Genomic DNA, 17,673 nt, shown 5'->3' on the forward strand with positions numbered 1-17,673 from the left:
TGTAGGGATTGCGCACGCAGGTAAACGCATAGCTTTTGTGGGCCTTTGCGTTCGCCTCAATCAGGGGCTGGCTGTCTGCCTCGACCCTGCTAGCATTGAGTTGCTGGATGACTTTTATGCCGATCGAAGCACCACAAAGCTACTTGAGTTGGAGTGTGAATTTAGTGATGATTATCTGCGTGGTCACGCGCAGCGCGTAGTGCTTGCGGGTGCGGATACCTCTGATGACACGATGAAAACTCTGTTACTTACGATCCGCTATGATGTGACGTTTGAAAACGAACAGATCGACGACCGCGGCTATCCCAATCATTTCAAGTTTGCCGAAGACCAGTCAACGCAGAAAATGCGGATGCGCTTGCAGCGTTCTTAGGTATACCTGTGGCTGACGCTGCGAGAATTGCCGAAACTGAACATTTGTTCGTTGATTAGGTCGCGGCTTAGACTGGCAAACAATGAGGTGCACCAATGGCTTATGTGTATGACGATCAAAATATCTTCGCTAAGATTTTGCGCGGAGAAATCCCGAACACAACTGTCCATGAGACCGAACATACCTTGGCTTTTCGGGATGTTGCGCCCCAAGCCCCTGAGCACGTGCTGATTATCCCCAAAGGGGCTTATGTGACTTACGATCATTTTGCGTCTGAGGCGTCAGATGCTGAAATCGTTGATTTCACACGTGCGGTTGCTGATGTGTGCCATGCATTGGGTGTGTGCCCTGGCTCAGCTGGTTCTGGCTACCGTTTAGTTTCAAATGCGGGGCAGGACGGCAATCAAGAAGTCCCGCACATGCACGTTCATGTGGTTGCAGGGCGCGGGCTTGGCGGACTTTTACCGCAAGTCTAAGCGCACTTGGTGAGGGCCAGAAACACTTCCTCTAGGTCCGCTTCTTCGGTGCGCACGTCTGCGATTTTGACGCCCGCCGCGCGCACCGCATCAAGGACTGCATCCGCTGGTGTGGTTTTGCGGTTGTAACTGAACGCGATCTGGTTGCCGTTGCGTACGCTCATATCCACGCCCTGTGGCAGGTCAATCGTACTTGGATCACCCTCAGACGGTGTGATCAAAAGCGTTTTTGCATCGACCCGTCCCAATAGGTTTTGCGTAGTGTCCTGCGCAACTTTCTCGCCGTGGTTGATGATGGCGATTTCGTCACACATTTCTTCAGCTTCTTCGAGGTAGTGCGTGGTCAGGATAATCGTCATGCCCTGTTCGTTCAGTTTACGCACATTTTCCCAAAGCATATTGCGCAGTTCAATATCAACGCCTGCGGTTGGCTCGTCCAGAACCAACACGTTGGGCGCGTGAACCAACGCTTTGCCAAGCAACAGCCGTCGGCGCATGCCACCAGAAAGCGAGCGCGCATAGGCATCGCCTTTGTCTGCAAGGCCGATGATATCAAGGATCTGGTCCGTGCGCCGCTTGGCTTTTGGGACGCCGTAAAGCCCTGCCTGCATCTCCATTGCGCCGCGCGGTGTAAAGAACGGATCGAGGTTAAGCTCTTGGGGCATCACACCAATGCTGGCGCGCGATTGCCTCGGGTTGATGTCCTGATCAAACCCCCAAATCTTTACGTTACCTGATGATTTAAGCACCAAGCCCGCCAGAATATTGATCAGAGTCGACTTGCCAGCACCGTTTGGCCCCAAAAGCCCAAAGATGGAGCCTTTAGGGATGGTCAGGTCGATGCCTTTCAAGGCCTCATGCCCGCTGGCATAGGTCTTGCGCAGTCCGGTGATTTCTATGGCGGATTGGTCCATGTCGGTCTTGCCCCTGCGCGTGTCATGTATATCTTAGGGCCAGACTTAGAGCGGGCGACGCCCCGCGACAACCAAGGACATTGCATCATGGCAACACAAGCCCCTGAAACACGTATCGTCGAGCAATACCGCGTGGCCTGTGATGGCGGTGAAGGCGCGCTTGGTCACCCTCGCGTTTGGCTGCAAATCCCGCAAGAGCATGGTTGGGTTGAATGCCCCTACTGCGACTGCAAAATGATCCATCAGGATCACCAAGACAAAGCGTAAACCACCGCTGCGGCGCTGTGATCTTTTGGTGGCGCTTACTTAATCTGGAGCGACCCCTATGACTTTTGGACCCGGCTGCCATCTGCACCTTATCGACGGATCAGCATTTATCTTCCGTGCCTATCACGCGTTGCCACCGCTGACCCGCAAGTCAGACGGGCTGCCGATTGGTGCGGTCTCGGGCTTTTGCAACATGTTGCAGCGGTACGTTGAGGGCAACACGGGTAATGACGTGACCCATTTGGCTGTTATCTTTGACAAGGGCAGCCATACGTTTCGCAATGATATGTATGATTTTTACAAGGCTAACCGCGATGCGATGCCCGAAGACCTACGCCCACAAATTCCGCTAACCCGCAAAGCGACCGAAGCCTTTAACATCGCGTGCAAAGAGCAGGCTGGCTATGAGGCGGACGATATCATTGCAACGCTTGCGCGTATGGCGCGTGAAGCTGGAGGGCGCTGCACGATCATTTCAAGCGATAAAGATCTGATGCAACTTGTCGGTGGCGGTGTTGAGATGTTTGACGCCATGAAAAACAACCTGATTGATAGCGAAGGAGTTGAGGCCAAGTTTGGTGTTGGCCCTGAGCGTGTTGTGGATGTGCAGGCGCTTGCAGGCGATAGCGTTGATAATGTGCCGGGCGCGCCGGGTATCGGCGTAAAAACTGCTGCGTTGTTGATCAACGAGTATGGCGATCTGGAGACTTTGCTGGACCGCGCGTCCGAGATTAAGCAGCCCAAACGCCGTGAAACGCTGATAAATCACCGCGAACAGATTGAACTCTCAAAACGTCTCGTGACCCTCGATGATCAGACGCCGTTAGATTACGGCCTTGATGATTTGGAAGTTCGCGATCCCGACCCGGAAAAGCTTCTGGCCTTCTTGGCTGAGATGGAGTTCCGCACCCTGACGCGGCGCATTGCTGATACTTTGGGTGCAGAGGCTCCGACCATTGAAGATACGCCTGCTGCCAGTGCAGACGCGCCCGAAGCTGAAGCGGTGCCTTTCGACGCTGCCGCTTATGAATGGGTGAAAACCCCAGAGGCCCTTCAGTTGTGGATCGACCGTATTTATGCCCGCGGCTATGTGGCGGTGGATACGGAGACAACGGGCCTGAATGAGATGATCGCCGATCTGGTGGGTGTTTCTTTATGCGTGGATGCGGGCAAGGCCTGCTATATTCCGCTGACCCATAAAGGTGGCGATGCGGATGATTTATTCGGGGATGATACGCTGGCCGAGGGGCAATTGGATTTTGCCACTTGCCTGAGTATGCTCAAGCCAATGCTGGAAGACCCGAGCATCGTGAAAATCGGCCAGAACATGAAATATGATGCTAAGATTTTTGCGAATGAAGGCATCGCTGTGCACCCGATTGATGACACGATGTTGATGTCTTATGCAATGAACGCCGGTTTGCATAACCACGGTATGGATGCGCTGTCGGATCGGTATTTGAGCCATACACCAATCCCGATCAAGCCGCTTTTGGGTGCGGGTAAATCTGCGCGCACCTTTGATCGCGTCCCTGTTGAGGAGGCGGTACCTTACGCCGCAGAGGATGCGGATATCACGCTTCGCTTGTGGCAGTACTTCAAGCCACGGTTGCACCGCAGCCAAGTCACCAAAGTTTATGAAACGCTTGAACGTCCTTTGGTGCCTGTCTTGGCCCAGATGGAGCGGACGGGTGTGCAAGTTGACCGCGATACTCTGAGCCGGATGTCAAACGCCTTTGCCCAGAAAATGGCAGGGCTTGAGGATGAAATCCACAAGCTGGCAGGACGTAGCTTTAACGTAGGCTCTCCTAAACAACTTGGGGAAATCCTATTTGATGAGATGGGTATCGAGGGTGGCAAGAAGGGCAAAACCGGTGCGTATGCAACGGGTGCCGAAGTGCTTGAGGACCTCGCAACCGAGCATGATCTGCCGGCCCGTGTTTTGGATTGGCGGCAGTTGAGTAAGCTGAAATCGACCTACACAGATGCGCTGCAAGATCATATCAATCCGCACACGGGCCGCGTTCATACAAGCTATTCTATCGCTGGTGCCAATACTGGTCGCCTTGCGTCTACGGATCCGAATTTGCAAAATATTCCAATTCGTTCCGAAGAGGGTCGCCGCATTCGTGAGGCGTTCGTAGCCCCTGAAGGCAAAGTCCTTGTGGCGCTAGATTATAGTCAGATTGAGCTGCGGATCTTGGCGCATATGGCTGATATTTCGGAGCTAAAACAGGCGTTCAAAGACGGGTTGGACATTCACGCGCTCACCGCATCCGAGATGTTCAACGTCCCCCTTGATGAGATGACACCCGACGTGCGCCGCCAAGCGAAGGCCATCAATTTCGGGGTGATCTACGGCATCAGCGGCTTTGGTCTTGCGCGTAACTTGCGCATTCCGCGTGCCGAGGCGCAGGGTTTTATTGACCGCTATTTTGAACGGTTCCCTGGCATCAAAGATTACATGACTGAGACGAAAGCCTTTGCAAAAGAGCACCTCTACGTTGAGACGCTTTTTGGGCGCAAGATCAACACGCCAGAGATTGCCGCCAAAGGTCCACGGGCTGGCTTTGCGCAACGCGCCGCCATCAACGCTCCCATTCAGGGCACCGCGGCTGATGTTATCCGTCGTGCGATGATCCGTATGCCCGAGGCCATTGCTGATTTACCTGCCAAGATGCTTTTGCAGGTACATGACGAACTGTTGTTCGAAGTAGATGCGGATGCCGCTGACGCACTAACGGCTGTGGCCAAAGAGGTGATGGAGAACGCGGCTAGCCCAGCGGTACATCTTGATGTGCCGCTGATTGTGGATGCGGGGCGCGGGGCGAATTGGGCTGAGGCGCACTAGCGCGGCTCAGGCCTCCAAATCAGCCGAGCGGATGAGCGGAAAGAAACTTCCCTGAGAGGTGACACCAAACCATTTTGCGCCGTCGTGGTCTTGGTGGTGCCCGATATCAGCAAGCCGGTAAAATGACTTGCGATCAATCAACGCCTCAAGATTGCTACGTACCAAAATGTAGGGTGAGGGTTCGCCTGCATCGCTGTAAGTGACGCGAATGGGATGATCTGGGCCAGCTACGACCACATCACCTACGTTCGTGTGAAATGTCAGCCCGCGTGGCGTTTCATCAAAATCAATAGCCACAAACGGCGCGTCCACCACCCGAAGGCCTACTTTCTCAACCGGTGTGACCAAAAAGTATTTGTCGCCCTCGCGTTTCAAAATCGTTGAAAACAGCCGCACGAGCGGTTGCCTGCCGATGGGTGTGCCTTGATAAAACCATGTGCCATCGCGTTTTATTTCCATGTCTAAATCGCCACAAAAAGGCGGATTCCACAGATGAACGGGCGGCAAACCTTTGCCTTTTTGCGCGGCTTGGGCGGATGCGGCGATGCCTTCCGCGGACGGGGGCACATTGATGTGATCGCTCATTGTTTTGTCATTTGCCCTTTGCGTTTTACATGGTTTGATAACGATATATGCGGTTGGGGGGATTTGTCATGGCCGAAGTAGAAATGGTGGCGCAAATAGATGCGCTGGGCGTAAAACTGGCGGCGGCCAAAACGAGCATTACCAAACGGTTTATCGGCCAAGAACGTGTGGTTGAACTATGTCTCGCGGCGCTACTATCGGGTGGTCATGGTCTGTTGGTTGGTTTGCCGGGATTGGGCAAAACGCGGCTTGTTGATACGCTGGGCACAGTAATGGGGCTTGATCAGCGCCGTGTGCAATTCACACCCGATCTGATGCCCGCCGATATCATTGGATCCGAAATTCTTGATGATGTTGATGGAAAGCGCGCTTTCCGCTTCATCGAAGGCCCCATTTTTTGCCAGCTTTTGATGGCGGATGAGATCAATCGCGCCAGCCCACGCACCCAATCGGCATTGCTGCAAGCCATGCAAGAACGTGAAGTCAGCGTGGCTGGTGAACAGCGCGCTTTGGGTGATCCGTTCCATGTGTTGGCCACGCAAAACCCCATTGAGCAGGAGGGTACGTACCCGTTGCCCGAAGCCCAACTGGACCGTTTTTTGGTTCAAATCGATGTGAAAAACCCCGATCGCAGCACGGAACGTGACATCCTGTTGGCGACAACGGGCGCTGAAGATGCGGTGTCTGAGCAGGTTTTTGACGCCACAGAGTTACGCGGTGCCCAACAGCTCGTACGTAGAATGCCCGTGGGCGATACGGTGGTTGATGCGATTTTGGATTTGGTGCGTGCGTGCCGACCTGACGAAGCTGTAGCCTCAAAAGAAGTCCGCGAAGCCGTTGCATGGGGGCCGGGTCCGCGTGCTGCACAGGCCTTGATGTTGACCGTTCGGGCACGAGCGCTGCTTGAGGGTCGCTTAGCGCCTTCCCTTGAAGACGTGGCCGCCATGGCCGTGCCGGTAATTAAGCACCGTATGGCGCTGTCATTCGCGGCGCGCGCCCAAGGTGTAGATCTTGAGGTTCTGATCTCATCCGTCGCTGAGGATTTGGGTGCGGGATCAAAGGCCGCGTAATGGTGGCATCTGCTCTCTCCACACGGCTAGGCGCCGAGACCGAGGCAAGCAAGCTGCCCGCGTTGCAGGTGGCAGCAGAGCAGCTGGCCTCAACGGTGATGATGGGCGTGCATGGACGGCGGAGGGCCGGGATGGGCGAGGAGTTTTGGCAATATCGCCACCACCGCGCCGGAGATGAACCGCGCATGATTGACTGGCGACGTTCGGCAAAATCCCCCGACACGCGGTTTGTGCGCGAGTTGGAATGGCAAACGGCGCAGAGTGTTTCGATGTGGGTCGATCCTGCAGCTTCCATGCGCTTTGCAAGCAAAGGTAATCCAACCAAATCAGAACGAGCACAGCTTTTGGGGCTTGCCTTGGCGATAATTATGTTGCGCGGCGGAGAACGGGTTGGGCTGGCTGATGGTGAGACTGTTCCGCGCGCCGGGATGGGGCAGTTGACGCGTATTGCTGCGGCACTGTCGAAGGCCGAAATTGATGTGGATTTTTCTGCGCCTGATGCGCGCTATTTGGCAGCGTACTCGACGGCTGTTTTCATAAGTGATTTCCTGGGCGATTTCGCTGCGATTGAAGCAGCTGTTTCTGAAGCTGCTTCACGCGGGGTACGCGGTGTTTTGATCCAAACGCTGGACCCGCAAGAAGAGGTCTTTCCCTTCAAGGGGCGCACTATTTTTGAGAGCATCACCGGTGTGCTACGCCACGAAACCAAGCGGGCGGGTGACCTGAGGGACCGCTATCTAGAACGACTGGCTGCGCGCAAAGTAGCCCTTTCGGGATTGGCAAAAGCGACTGGCTGGCAGTTTCACACGCACCACACGGATCAGTCGCCGCAACAGGCGTTGCTTTGGGCCTACCAAGCCTTGGGTAGGACTTAGATGCTGGCTATGTCCAACATCGCATTCGGTGCGCCATGGCTTTTGCTGGGTTTGTTGGCTCTGCCGGTTCTATGGTTTTTACTGCGCGCTGTGCCGCCTGCGCCAATCAAACGGCGGTTTCCTGCAGTGTCACTTCTACTTGGGCTTAAGGATGCAGAGGTTGAGGCCGACAAAATGCCATGGTGGTTGCTGTTGCTTCGGATGTTGGCCGTTGCGGCGATAATCATTGGGTTTGCTGGCCCCGTTTTGAACCCTTCAGCGGATACGCAAAATACTAAGGGACCTTTAGTCATTGTCATTGATGGCACTTGGGCGAGCGCACAAAATTGGCCAGCGCAACTGGACAGAATTGGCAGCGCGCTGGAAGCAGCTGCCCGCCAAGGTCGGCGCGCTGCAGTGGTTCGTCTGACTGACCCTGTGCCTGGTCTTGAGTTCGCAGCGGCGGATGTTTGGCGCAGTCGTCTTGCGAGGCTGGGCCCCCAACCTTGGGCGGCGACAAGCGGTCCTGATTGGGTGGCAGATGTGCCTGACGGTGCGCAAGTTTTGTGGATGAGTGACGGCTTGGCGCGTGAGGGGCGGTTGCCTTTACTTGCAGCACTTCAGGCTAAGTCAGAAGTCATAATATTTGAGGAAAGTGGTCCGATTTTCGGCCTCACGCCCGCGGTTTTGCAAGATGGCGTTGTCATAGTTGAAGCGCTACGCAACAGATCCGGCATAGCAAAAGACATAATCGTAAATGCGGTTGGTCGTGATCCCGCAGGCATTGAGCGCGTCCTAACGCAGGTGCCTCTCTCCTTTGCGGCCTCAGACTTGAGCGCGCAGGTAGAGATAGTCCTACCGGCTGAGCTGCGTAATCGTGTGAGCCGCTTTGAAATTGAAGGCGTCGCAACCGCTGGTGCGGTCACTCTTTCTGATGACGGGCTAAGGCGGCGCGAAATTGCGTTGATTGACGGGCGCAGCGCCGGTGAGGGCGCACAACTGCTGTCCCAGCTTTATTATTTGGAGCGCGCGCTTCGTCCGACTGCGGACCTTATTCAAGGCGCGTTGCCAGATTCGCTGTTGGCTAATCCTGATGTGATTGTTTTGGCGGATGTGGCAAATTTAACCCAAGCAGAGACGCAGGGATTGACCGATTGGGTTGAAAGCGGCGGGCTGCTGTTGCGATTTTCTGGGCCGCGCCTTGCGGCCAGTGATGTGGCGCGAGGCAGACAAGACCCGCTTATGCCTGTGCGCTTGCGGTCTGGCGGGCGTTCGGTTGGCGGTGCGATGTCATGGGGCGAGCCGAAATCGCTTGCGCCATTTGCTGCTGATACCCCGTTTTATGGCCTCGATGTTCCTGCGGATGTCGCAGTCAACAGCCAGCTTGTTGCAGAGCCTGATCCGGATTTGGCACAGCGTGTTCTGGCTGAACTGAGCGATGGTACGCCACTGGTCACACGCAAGGCACTTGGACAGGGACAGGTTGTCTTGTTTCACATCACTGCAAACGCCGAGTGGTCTAATCTTCCGTTATCGGGCTTGTTTGTGCAGATGTTAGAACGGCTTTCAATCAGCGCACGCGGACAAGGGGATGCGGCCGGTGATTTGCGGGGAACCACTTGGCAGTTAACGGCTGAACTTGGCGTGGATGGGCGGCTTGACGCAGTGAACACGCAAGCGGGCCTAAGCGGCGAGCAACTTGAATTAGCCCTCACTGATAGCGGTGTGAATGATCAAGTGCGTGCCGGGATTTACACCAGCGATGCACGCAGTCTGGCGCTCAATGTGCTAGGCAGTGGTGCGCGTTTTGCGGCGCCTGATTGGCCAGGCAGTGTCGTGATTGAGGGGCTTAGCCTGCCTGCAGAGCAGCCGCTGAAAGGGTGGCTTTTGAGCGCCGCTTTGGCGTTTCTGTCGGTCGACATTATCGCATCACTTTGGCTTGCTGGTCGTCTTTTGGGGCCTAGCGTCGCGGCGGTTTTCCTTGGTGCTCTTTTGCCGATCTTGAGTATCGATCCGGCCTATGCACAGGGGGCGCAATCTGATGATATCCGCGCAATTGAGGCGACGGCAGAAGTCTCGCTTGCTCATGTTGTAACGGGTGATGCGCGTGTGGATGAAATGGCGCTTGCGGGTCTGCGCGGGCTTTCGGACGTGCTTTTTCGGCGCACATCGGTGGAGCCAACGGTGCCGACATCCATTGATTTGGAAACTGATGAACTGGCGTTTTTCCCGTTTCTGTACTGGCCTATAACCGCAAATCAACCTCTGCCGTCGGCGGATGCTTTTGCCAAGCTGAACAATTATTTGCGCACTGGCGGGATGATCCTTTTTGACACGCGGGACGGTAGCACAGCCTCGTTGGGTGCAAACAGCCCGGAAGGAAAACGCCTGCAGTTGATTGCGGCACCGCTTGATATTCCAGCACTGGAGCCGCTTCCGCGCGGGCACGTTCTTACCCGGTCGTTTTATCTGCTGCAGGATTTTCCTGGACGTCATACCAGCCGTGATGTGTGGGTGGAGGTGTCGCGCAATGATGTCGGCGACGGTACTGATTTGCTCGCCCAAAACCGCAATGACGGTGTGAGCCCCGTGGTGATCGGCGGCAATGACTGGGCGGCGGCGTGGGGTGTAAGTCCATCTGGTGGACCCATGGCGCCAATCGGTCGTGGCCGTGCAGGGGAACGGCAGCGCGAGATTGCTTACCGGTTTGGGGTGAACCTTATTATGTATGTTCTGACGGGCAATTATAAGGCGGACCAAGTGCATGTTCCCGCCTTGCTTGAACGGTTGGGGCAGTGACGTGATGAATGAGGTGTTGATCAATTCGTTGGTACCGTTGCCCGTCATTTTGTTGGCGGTTGCGATATGTGCCCTGTTATTGGCGTTCGCGTTGTGGCGCGGGCTGTCGGGTGTTTGGTTGCGGGCCTTGGCTGCGGCTTGCCTGTTGTCAGCACTGGCCAATCCTTCGCTTCAGCATGAAACCCGTGAGCCGTTGAATGACATTGTGATCGTTGCGCTTGATCAGTCTGCCAGCCAAGATATTGCTGATCGTTCTATACAAGCGACGCAGGCATTTGATGCACTTGTGACGGCTGTGGAGGCACGGCCAAACACGGACTTACGCGTCATTGAGGTGCCAGACAGTCCCGATGATCAGGGTACAAGATTGATGAGCAGCTTGTCGCAAATCCTCGCTGAAGAGCCTCGTGCACGTGTTGCTGGAACTGTGGCGATTACAGATGGTGTGGTTCATGATCTGTCTGTGACGCCAGATTTTGCGGCACCTTTTCATGTCCTTTTGACAGGACGCGCCCAAGATTGGGATAGGAAGCTGACGGTTCAAGACGCGCCTGCTTTCGCGATTGTGGGCGAAGAGGTTTTGCTGGGTCTGCGTTTGGATGATGTGGGTGCTGTTCCGAGTACGTTGGTCAACGGTCGGGCGGTTTTGAACATTGCGATCGACGGTGGCGCACCCCGTCGCTTTGAGGTGCCGGTGGGTGAAGATCTCCAACTGCCCGTGACGCTTCCCCACGGGGGCATGAATGTGCTGCAGTTTTCAACGCCGGAATTGGATGGAGAGCTAACAACCCGCAACAACGCAGCTGTCGTTCAGATCAATGGCGTGCGGGACCGTTTGCGCGTGTTGTTGGTCAGCGGAGAACCCCACGCCGGCGAGCGGACTTGGCGCAACCTTTTGAAGTCCGACAGCAGCGTGGATTTGGTTCACTTCACAATTCTTCGTCCCCCTGAAAAGCAAGACGGCGTACCCATTGATGAGCTGTCGTTGATTGCTTTCCCGACGCGCGAGCTTTTCTTGGAAAAGATCGATGAGTTCGATCTGATTATCTTTGATCGCTACAAACGGCGGGGCATTTTGCCTACGGCCTATATCGATAGCATCCGCACCTACGTTGAGCAGGGCGGTGCGGTTTTGATTGCAGCGGGTCCTGACTTTGCTTCAGCAGATTCCATTTACCGCTCTCCGCTGGCCGATGTTTTGCCTGCGCGCCCCACGGCGCGGGTGATTGAACAGGGGTATTTGCCGAAGGTGTCTGAGCTTGGTGCAAAGCATCCGGTTACCCGTGGACTAACCGGTGCAAATAAAGGCGAGCAGCCACCTACTTGGGGGCGTTGGTTACGACAGATAGAGGTTGAGGTTGAGCGGGGGCAAGTTGTGATGACGGGCGTGGATGATCAGCCACTTCTGGTGTTAGACCGCGCGGGTGATGGGCGTGTAGCGGAGCTTGCATCAGATCAGGCATGGCTTTGGGATCGTGGTTTTGAAGGTGGTGGTCCGCAGCTTGAACTGTTGCGCCGCCTTGCGCATTGGATGATGAAAGAGCCCGAGCTTGAGGAAGAAACACTGACCGCCGAACAAGATGGAGATACACTTGTTATCACGCGGCGTACTTTGTCTGATGACGTGTCCGATGTGGTTGTGACGACGCCCGATGGTGCGGAGCAAACGATTACTCTGAGCGAGGTTGCATCCGGGCAATTTGAGGCGGTGCTTGAGGCGGGTGACATGGGTCTTTATCGCCTGAGTGACGGTATAATTGAAGCGGTGAAAGCGATTGGCCCCGCCGCGCCGCGAGAGTTTGCTGATACTATTGCCACGCCTGACTTATTGGCCCCCGCCGTGGAGAAAACGCAGGGCGGTATTGTCCCTATAGTCGATGGTGTGCCGCGCCTCCGCGATGTTCGTGTGGGGCGGCCTGCGTCAGGTCGGGGGTGGATCGGTCTAACGCCGCGAGAGGCGTATCAAACGACAGATGTGGTTCTAACGTCGCTGGTTCCTACGTGGCTGTTTTTGCTTCTTGCGGCAGGAATAAGTATTGCGGCGTGGTTGCGTGAAGGACGGCGCGCCTAAAGTTGCAGCGCCTAGAAAGGTTTGACCACGACCAGCCACAAAACACCAATCGCGCCAAAGACGCTCACTTCATTGAAAACTCTTAGCCAGCGGTCAGAACGTGGGAATTGGCCCTGCTGGGCGTCTGAAACCATCTTGCCAGTATAAATGTAATGGCCAGCTAGGCACGCCACAACAACCAGTTTCCACCAAGCCCATTGCGGGAATCCCCAAAGGCTTGCCAGCCAGATACCAGTGAAGATTGCGATCACTGCAAGGCCTGCGGAAAAACGATATAGTCGGTACGTCAGATCGCCTAAATCGCCGTTAACACTGTGTTTATCAAAGTCGCGCTTCCAATAGATCAGCGCACGGGGAACGGCGAAGATGGACGTCATCCAGCCCATTACGCACAGAATATGTATAATTTTGATCCAATCCATACGCCTTGGGTGAACCTTGCTGCGGCGTTTTGCAAGATGGGAATCCTTGCGTCAGCTTGAAATTGGTTATATTCTCTTACCAATCGTATCAAGCTGGAGCGTTTATCATGGAAATGCCTGTCCCGAATACTGCTGTGTTGTCTAAAAAAGCAGCTGTTGTGCGTCGGTTGAGTGAGGTTTTGCCCTCTGATGCGGTTATCCATGAAGAGCGCGAGGTGAAGGCGTATGAATGCGATGCGCTCACCGCATACAAGTGCCCACCGCTTGCCGCCGTATTGCCAAGCACAACCGAACAAGTCGCCGCTGTTTTGAAAATTTGCCATGAAGAAGACGTCCCCGTGGTGCCGCGCGGCTCTGGCACGTCGCTTGCTGGCGGTGCTCTGCCCACCGCTGATTGTGTGATCCTTGGGGTGTCGCGCATGAATGAAGTTCTTGAGACGAACTACGATGACCGCTACGTCCGGGTCCAATCTGGCCGTACGAATTTGAGTGTGACAGGCGCCGTTGAAGAGAACGACTTCTTTTACGCACCTGATCCCTCCAGCCAGCTTGCATGCGCGATTGCTGGTAACATCGCTATGAACTCGGGCGGTGCGCATTGTCTGAAATACGGTGTGACAACCAACAATTTGATGGGCGTCAAGATGGTCACGATGGAGGGTGAAATCCTCGAGATCGGTGGCGCGCATCTGGGCGCTCCAGGGCTTGATCTGCTTGGACTTATTTGTGGGTCGGAAGGCCAGCTTGGCGTTGTCACCGAAGCGACCTTGCGGATTTTGCGTAAACCCGAAGGCGCGCGCCCGGTGTTGGTGGCCTTTAATGATAATGAGGTCGCGGGCGCCTGTGTTGCGGACATTATCAAGGCGGGCGTTCTGCCAGTGGCGATTGAATTTATGGACCGGCTTTGCATTGAGACAACTGAAAATTTTGCCCAAGCTGGCTACCCAGATTGTAATGCGCTGTTGATCATTGAAGTCGAAGGGTCTGACGCCGAGATTGATATGCAGCTTGATCTGATTGCCCAGATTGCAGCTAAGCACGATCCAATTGAGGTGCGCCAAAGCAAAAGCTCCGAAGAAAGTGCCGCGATTTGGTTGGGTAGAAAATCTGCGTTTGGCGCGATTGGCCAGATTAGCGATTACATGTGTCTTGATGGAACGATCCCTGTTTCTGCGCTGCCCCAAGTGCTTGGTCGGATTGGTGAGTTGTCAGAGCAATATGGTCTGCAGGTTGGTAATGTGTTCCATGCAGGCGACGGCAATATGCACCCGCTGATCCTTTATAATGCGAATAAAGACGGTGATTTGGAGCTGTGCGAGCAAATGGGCGCGGACATTTTGCGTCTGTGTGTAGAAGTGGGTGGGTGCCTGACGGGTGAGCATGGTGTCGGCATTGAGAAGCGCGATTTGATGGTTGACCAATATGCCCCTGATGATCTGGATATTCAGATGTCAGTCAAAGATGTGTTTGACCCTAAGTGGCTCTTGAACCCTGCAAAAGTGTTCCCGCTTGCCTCATCTGATGCGCGCCGCGTGAGTAATATCGCGGCGGAATAAGCGCCTCTTTTTGGATATTTAGAAACAAAAGAAGTTATCATGAGACCTGAAACTGAAGCGGCCTTTGCCGAAAATATTGCGGCTGCTCGCGGTCCATTGCGTATTGTTGGTGGTGGCACCCGCGATATTGGCGCGCCTGTCGCAGGTGAATTGGTTGAGACCGCTGGCATATCGGGCATCACGCTTTATGAGCCCAGTGCGCTAACGCTTGTGGCCAAAGCTGGAACGTCGTTGTCAGAGATTGAGGCGGCAGTTGCCGCCGAAAATCAGCGCCTCGCATTTGAGCCGATGGACCACCGCGGCCTGCTTGGCACATCTGGCACATCGACGATTGGTGGTTGTGTTGCTGCAAACGTAAGTGGCCCGCGCCGCATTTCGGTGGGTGCCTGCCGTGATCATATGTTGGGCGTGCGTATGGTTGATGGGGCTGGCCGCATTTTGAAAAATGGCGGTCGCGTAATGAAGAATGTCACAGGTTATGATCTTGTGAAATTGATGTCAGGTAGCTTTGGAACTTTGGGTGTCCTGACGGAGGTATCTCTGAAGGTACTTCCCGTTGCGCAGACCCAAGCCACGACCATTTTGCATGACGTAGACGCATTGCGCGCTGTTGGGGCTCTGTCCGCTGGTCTGGGTAGCCCTTACGAAGTTACGGGCGCCGCCTATGATCCAGCGCTGCGCGAGGCTTACCTGCGCATCGAAGGATTTGAAGACAGCGTGACGTATCGCGCTGGTGAATTGAAAAAGGTGCTGGCTGGTTTTGGTGAGATGAGCGTTTCTGATGACGTGACCCTGTGGGAAGGCATTCGGGATGTGTCCGTGTTCCACGGTAAAGAAGGCGATGTTTGGCGTGTTTCTGTCCGTCCTTCCGACGCGCCTGCGGTCTTGGAGGCTGTTGGTGCGGATGCAGCTTTATTGGATTGGGGCGGCGGTTTGATTTGGTTGCGAGTTGCCGAGGGGCGTGACGTGCGCACCGCGTTACAGGGCATTTCGGGTCACGCCACGTTGGTGCGCGCCTCTGCTCAAACGCGTGCATCCTTGCCTGTGTTCCATCCGGAAGATGCAGGCGTGCGCCGCTTGAGTGACGCGTTGCGGGCAAAATTTGACCCACGCGGCATTTTGAATACAGGATTGATGGGGTAGGCCATGCGTACTGAATTTACCGAAGAGCAGTTGTTAGATCCGGCCACGGCGCGTTCAAACAAGATACTCCGAACCTGTGTGCACTGCGGCTTTTGTACTGCGACGTGCCCTACGTATCAGGTTCTGGGGGATGAATTGGACAGCCCTCGTGGGCGGATTTATCTGATCAAAGATATGCTAGAAAATAATCGTGCGCCTGACCCAGATACGGTCAAGCACGTTGATCGGTGCTTGTCATGTTTGGCATGTATGTCGACCTGTCCAAGCGGTGTGCATTATATGCATTTGGTTGATCATGCGCGCGAGTACATCGAACAGAATTATAAACGCCGTTGGGATGATCGCGTGTTGCGGTGGGTGCTATCGAAAATATTGCCTTATCCTATGCGTTTTCGTTGGGCACTTGCGGGTGCGAAATTGGGGCGTCCGTTCGCGAAGTTGATGCCTGATGCGCGGCTTCGGGCGATGCTGGAGATGGCGCCCAAAAAAATACCACCTGTTAGCCGCAATGATGATCCCCAGACATTCGCGCCGAAAGCCAAAAAGAAAATGCGTGTAGCATTGATGACAGGCTGTGCGCAAAAGGCGCTCAACACTGATATTAACGACGCCACTATCCGGCTTTTGACCCGACTTGGTTGCGAGGTTGTTGTGGCCGAGGGTGCGGGTTGTTGTGGTGCGCTGACCCATCACATGGGCAAAACGTCTGAAAGTCATTCGGCGGCGGGTGCAAACATCAAAGCGTGGATGAAGCATGTAAATGGTGACGGTCTTGATGCCGTTGTCATCAGCACAAGTGGATGTGGCACTACGATCAAAGATTACGGCCATATGTTTGAGGGCACTGATCTTGCGAGTGATGCCAAAACAATTGCAGGCCTTGCGATGGATGTCTCCGAGGTTTTGATGAAACTTGAGATGCCAACGCTGCCTGAGCAAAGCATGACTGTTGCGTATCATGCAGCTTGCTCATTGCAGCATGGCCAACAGATTAAAACGTTTCCCAAAGCCCTTTTGCGAAATGCGGGTTTTGACGTGGTTGAACCGGCGGATAGCCATCTGTGTTGTGGGTCCGCGGGGACTTACAATTTGATGCAGCCAGCCATTTCAAAACAACTTAAAGACTGGAAAGTAAGAACGCTTGAGGCCAAGAACCCTGATGTGATTGCGGCTGGTAACATCGGCTGCATGATGCAAATTGGCTCTGCCGCGAGTGTGCCAATTGTTCATACAGTTGAGCTGTTGGATTGGGCAACTGGTGGCCCTTTGCCTCCTGCATTTGAACGCGACGCGAGTGCGCCTCAGGTTCCTATCTTGCGCTAAGGGCTAAAGGCGGCCAAAGTGTGCGCTCAAAACTTTGGTAGAAAAATCTATGCGCTTTGCCTTTCTCTTGGTGTCATTTTTCCTTTCAGCGACGTTTTCGTTGGCGGAGGACACGCGGCTTAGCCAGTTTCAAACGGGTGACGACAACCGCGGTTTTGAAGGTGTGGGTCAGCTTGATATTTCTGGGACGGGCTTTTGCACTGGTGCTCTTATTACGCCGCAGGTGGTGCTGACCGCTGCGCATTGTTTGTTCGATAAAGACAGCGGCACGCGGATTGATCACCGTACGATCCGTTTTTTGGCAGGGCTGCGCAATGGGCGTGCGCAGAGTTACCGGCAGGTCACACGCGCTGTTGTTGCCGAAGGGTATGATTATTCCAACGCCACTCCTACGACGCGCATCCGCATGGACATTGCTTTGTTGGAACTTGAGCGACCGATCCGTGACACACGCGTGAAACCCTTTTTGACGGACCGTTTGCCCAAGCGTGGGGATAATGTTGGTGTTGTCTCATACGCCCATGACCGGGCAAGTGCGGCCTCAATCCAAGAGGTATGTGCAGTTTTGGGCAAGCAAGCCGGTGCGCTTGTGCTTTCCTGCGAGGTGGATTTCGGCAGTTCAGGAGCGCCGATTTTTCAGTTTCAAAATGGTATCGCAAAGATCGTTTCTGTTGTGTCTGCTAAGGCGGAAATGGATGGGCAGGGCGTTTCTTTGGGTGCGAACCTGCAGCAAAACCTGGAAGGTCTTGCAAGCCGTCTGAACGCAGGCGAAGGGCACTGGAAAGGGCAATCGGGCGCGCGCAGCAAAACAATTTTAAGTGGTCAACGGTCCGAGACTGGCGCGAAGTTTATCAAACCTTAGCTGCGCACAACGTGAGGGGCTTGAAACGCTGCAAAGCCGTTCCCAACTAAATTTCACGGTTGCCAGTACTGGGGCCGTAGAACTATTGGACCATGCCCAATCGGGAT

At 54.7% G+C, this 17,673-nt stretch carries 15 protein-coding genes; 12 read left to right on the forward strand and 3 right to left on the reverse strand.

Annotated features, from left to right (window positions below):
• Positions 1 to 373, forward strand: a 373-nt coding sequence (locus ACTF5M_RS07715; protein WP_438960457.1) for a DUF5928 domain-containing protein, incomplete at its 5' end; no start/stop codon positions are given.
• Positions 374 to 468: 95 nt separating this feature from the next.
• On the forward strand, positions 469 to 849 hold the full coding sequence (locus ACTF5M_RS07720) for an HIT domain-containing protein (RefSeq protein ID WP_438960458.1): 381 nt from the start codon (positions 469 to 471) through the stop codon (positions 847 to 849).
• Here the strand turns inward: ACTF5M_RS07720 and ACTF5M_RS07725 are convergent.
• Positions 846 to 1,763, reverse strand: coding sequence for an ABC transporter ATP-binding protein (locus ACTF5M_RS07725; RefSeq protein WP_438960459.1), 918 nt, complete (start codon positions 1,761 to 1,763; stop codon positions 846 to 848). The two genes, ACTF5M_RS07720 and ACTF5M_RS07725, sit on opposite strands and share 4 nt — an antisense overlap.
• A gap of 87 nt (positions 1,764 to 1,850) precedes the next feature.
• Here ACTF5M_RS07725 and ACTF5M_RS07730 point away from each other — a divergent pair, with 87 nt between their 5' ends.
• Positions 1,851 to 2,030 (forward strand): zinc-finger domain-containing protein, encoded by a 180-nt coding sequence (locus ACTF5M_RS07730; RefSeq protein ID WP_048599195.1) that lies wholly within the window; start codon positions 1,851 to 1,853, stop codon positions 2,028 to 2,030.
• 58 nt (positions 2,031 to 2,088) lie between these two features.
• Positions 2,089 to 4,881 carry a DNA polymerase I gene (gene polA, locus ACTF5M_RS07735; RefSeq protein ID WP_438960460.1) on the forward strand — a complete coding sequence of 931 codons (2,793 nt, stop codon included), beginning with the start codon at positions 2,089 to 2,091 and terminating at the stop codon, positions 4,879 to 4,881.
• Between the two features lie 6 nt (positions 4,882 to 4,887).
• Here the strand turns inward: polA and ACTF5M_RS07740 are convergent, their stop codons facing one another.
• Complete coding sequence (locus tag ACTF5M_RS07740) at positions 4,888 to 5,466, reverse strand: DUF1285 domain-containing protein (protein ID WP_438960461.1); 579 nt, start codon at positions 5,464 to 5,466, stop codon at positions 4,888 to 4,890.
• 68 nt (positions 5,467 to 5,534) lie between these two features.
• Here ACTF5M_RS07740 and ACTF5M_RS07745 point away from each other — a divergent pair, with 68 nt between their 5' ends.
• The 4 genes from ACTF5M_RS07745 to ACTF5M_RS07760 are packed head-to-tail and all read left to right on the forward strand — an operon-like array spanning position 5,535 to position 12,260.
• Positions 5,535 to 6,536: an AAA family ATPase gene (locus ACTF5M_RS07745; protein WP_438960462.1), complete on the forward strand. Its 1,002-nt coding sequence runs from the start codon at positions 5,535 to 5,537 to the stop codon at positions 6,534 to 6,536.
• Positions 6,537 to 6,538: 2 nt separating this feature from the next.
• Entirely contained in the window at positions 6,539 to 7,411 is an 873-nt protein-coding gene (locus ACTF5M_RS07750) for a DUF58 domain-containing protein (protein ID WP_438960488.1), read from the forward strand.
• Positions 7,412 to 10,189 (forward strand): DUF4159 domain-containing protein, encoded by a 2,778-nt coding sequence (locus tag ACTF5M_RS07755; RefSeq protein ID WP_438960463.1) that lies wholly within the window; start codon positions 7,412 to 7,414, stop codon positions 10,187 to 10,189.
• A gap of 1 nt (position 10,190) precedes the next feature.
• Positions 10,191 to 12,260, forward strand: a complete 2,070-nt coding sequence (locus ACTF5M_RS07760) for a hypothetical protein (RefSeq protein WP_438960489.1) — start codon at positions 10,191 to 10,193, stop codon at positions 12,258 to 12,260.
• An 11-nt stretch (positions 12,261 to 12,271) separates the two neighbouring features.
• On the opposite strand, the gene ACTF5M_RS07765 is transcribed toward ACTF5M_RS07760, so the two are convergent.
• Positions 12,272 to 12,682: a CopD family protein gene (locus tag ACTF5M_RS07765; RefSeq protein WP_438960464.1), complete on the reverse strand. Its 411-nt coding sequence runs from the start codon at positions 12,680 to 12,682 to the stop codon at positions 12,272 to 12,274.
• A 107-nt stretch (positions 12,683 to 12,789) separates the two neighbouring features.
• Between ACTF5M_RS07765 and ACTF5M_RS07770 the strand changes: the two genes are divergently transcribed.
• From ACTF5M_RS07770 to ACTF5M_RS07785, 4 genes are all read left to right on the forward strand, one after another.
• Positions 12,790 to 14,238 (forward strand): FAD-linked oxidase C-terminal domain-containing protein, encoded by a 1,449-nt coding sequence (locus ACTF5M_RS07770; RefSeq protein WP_438960465.1) that lies wholly within the window; start codon positions 12,790 to 12,792, stop codon positions 14,236 to 14,238.
• Between the two features lie 39 nt (positions 14,239 to 14,277).
• Positions 14,278 to 15,381 (forward strand): glycolate oxidase subunit GlcE, encoded by a 1,104-nt coding sequence (gene glcE, locus ACTF5M_RS07775; protein ID WP_438960466.1) that lies wholly within the window; start codon positions 14,278 to 14,280, stop codon positions 15,379 to 15,381.
• 3 nt (positions 15,382 to 15,384) lie between these two features.
• The gene (glcF, locus tag ACTF5M_RS07780) at positions 15,385 to 16,704 is read left to right on the forward strand and encodes a glycolate oxidase subunit GlcF (protein WP_438960467.1); all 1,320 of its coding nucleotides are present in this window, start codon (positions 15,385 to 15,387) and stop codon (positions 16,702 to 16,704) included.
• A gap of 70 nt (positions 16,705 to 16,774) precedes the next feature.
• On the forward strand, positions 16,775 to 17,566 hold the full coding sequence (locus ACTF5M_RS07785) for a trypsin-like serine peptidase (RefSeq protein WP_438960468.1): 792 nt from the start codon (positions 16,775 to 16,777) through the stop codon (positions 17,564 to 17,566).
• The last annotated feature ends 107 nt before the right edge of the window (positions 17,567 to 17,673 follow it).

Origin of the sequence: Nereida sp., from assembly GCF_965655635.1 — a bacterium.
Lineage (GTDB): Bacteria > Pseudomonadota > Alphaproteobacteria > Rhodobacterales > Rhodobacteraceae > Nereida.

Excerpts from the sequence above, each read along its gene's own strand:
- ACTF5M_RS07720 (WP_438960458.1), top strand. The coding sequence starts at position 469 with ATGGCTTATGTGTATGACGATCAAAATATCTTCGCTAAGATTTTGCGC.
- ACTF5M_RS07725 (WP_438960459.1), bottom strand. The coding sequence starts at position 1,763 with ATGGACCAATCCGCCATAGAAATCACCGGACTGCGCAAGACCTATGCC.
- ACTF5M_RS07730 (WP_048599195.1), top strand. The coding sequence starts at position 1,851 with ATGGCAACACAAGCCCCTGAAACACGTATCGTCGAGCAATACCGCGTG.
- polA (WP_438960460.1), top strand. The coding sequence starts at position 2,089 with ATGACTTTTGGACCCGGCTGCCATCTGCACCTTATCGACGGATCAGCA.
- ACTF5M_RS07740 (WP_438960461.1), bottom strand. The coding sequence starts at position 5,466 with ATGAGCGATCACATCAATGTGCCCCCGTCCGCGGAAGGCATCGCCGCA.
- ACTF5M_RS07745 (WP_438960462.1), top strand. The coding sequence starts at position 5,535 with ATGGCCGAAGTAGAAATGGTGGCGCAAATAGATGCGCTGGGCGTAAAA.
- ACTF5M_RS07755 (WP_438960463.1), top strand. The coding sequence starts at position 7,412 with ATGCTGGCTATGTCCAACATCGCATTCGGTGCGCCATGGCTTTTGCTG.
- ACTF5M_RS07765 (WP_438960464.1), bottom strand. The coding sequence starts at position 12,682 with ATGGATTGGATCAAAATTATACATATTCTGTGCGTAATGGGCTGGATG.
- ACTF5M_RS07770 (WP_438960465.1), top strand. The coding sequence starts at position 12,790 with ATGGAAATGCCTGTCCCGAATACTGCTGTGTTGTCTAAAAAAGCAGCT.
- glcE (WP_438960466.1), top strand. The coding sequence starts at position 14,278 with ATGAGACCTGAAACTGAAGCGGCCTTTGCCGAAAATATTGCGGCTGCT.
- glcF (WP_438960467.1), top strand. The coding sequence starts at position 15,385 with ATGCGTACTGAATTTACCGAAGAGCAGTTGTTAGATCCGGCCACGGCG.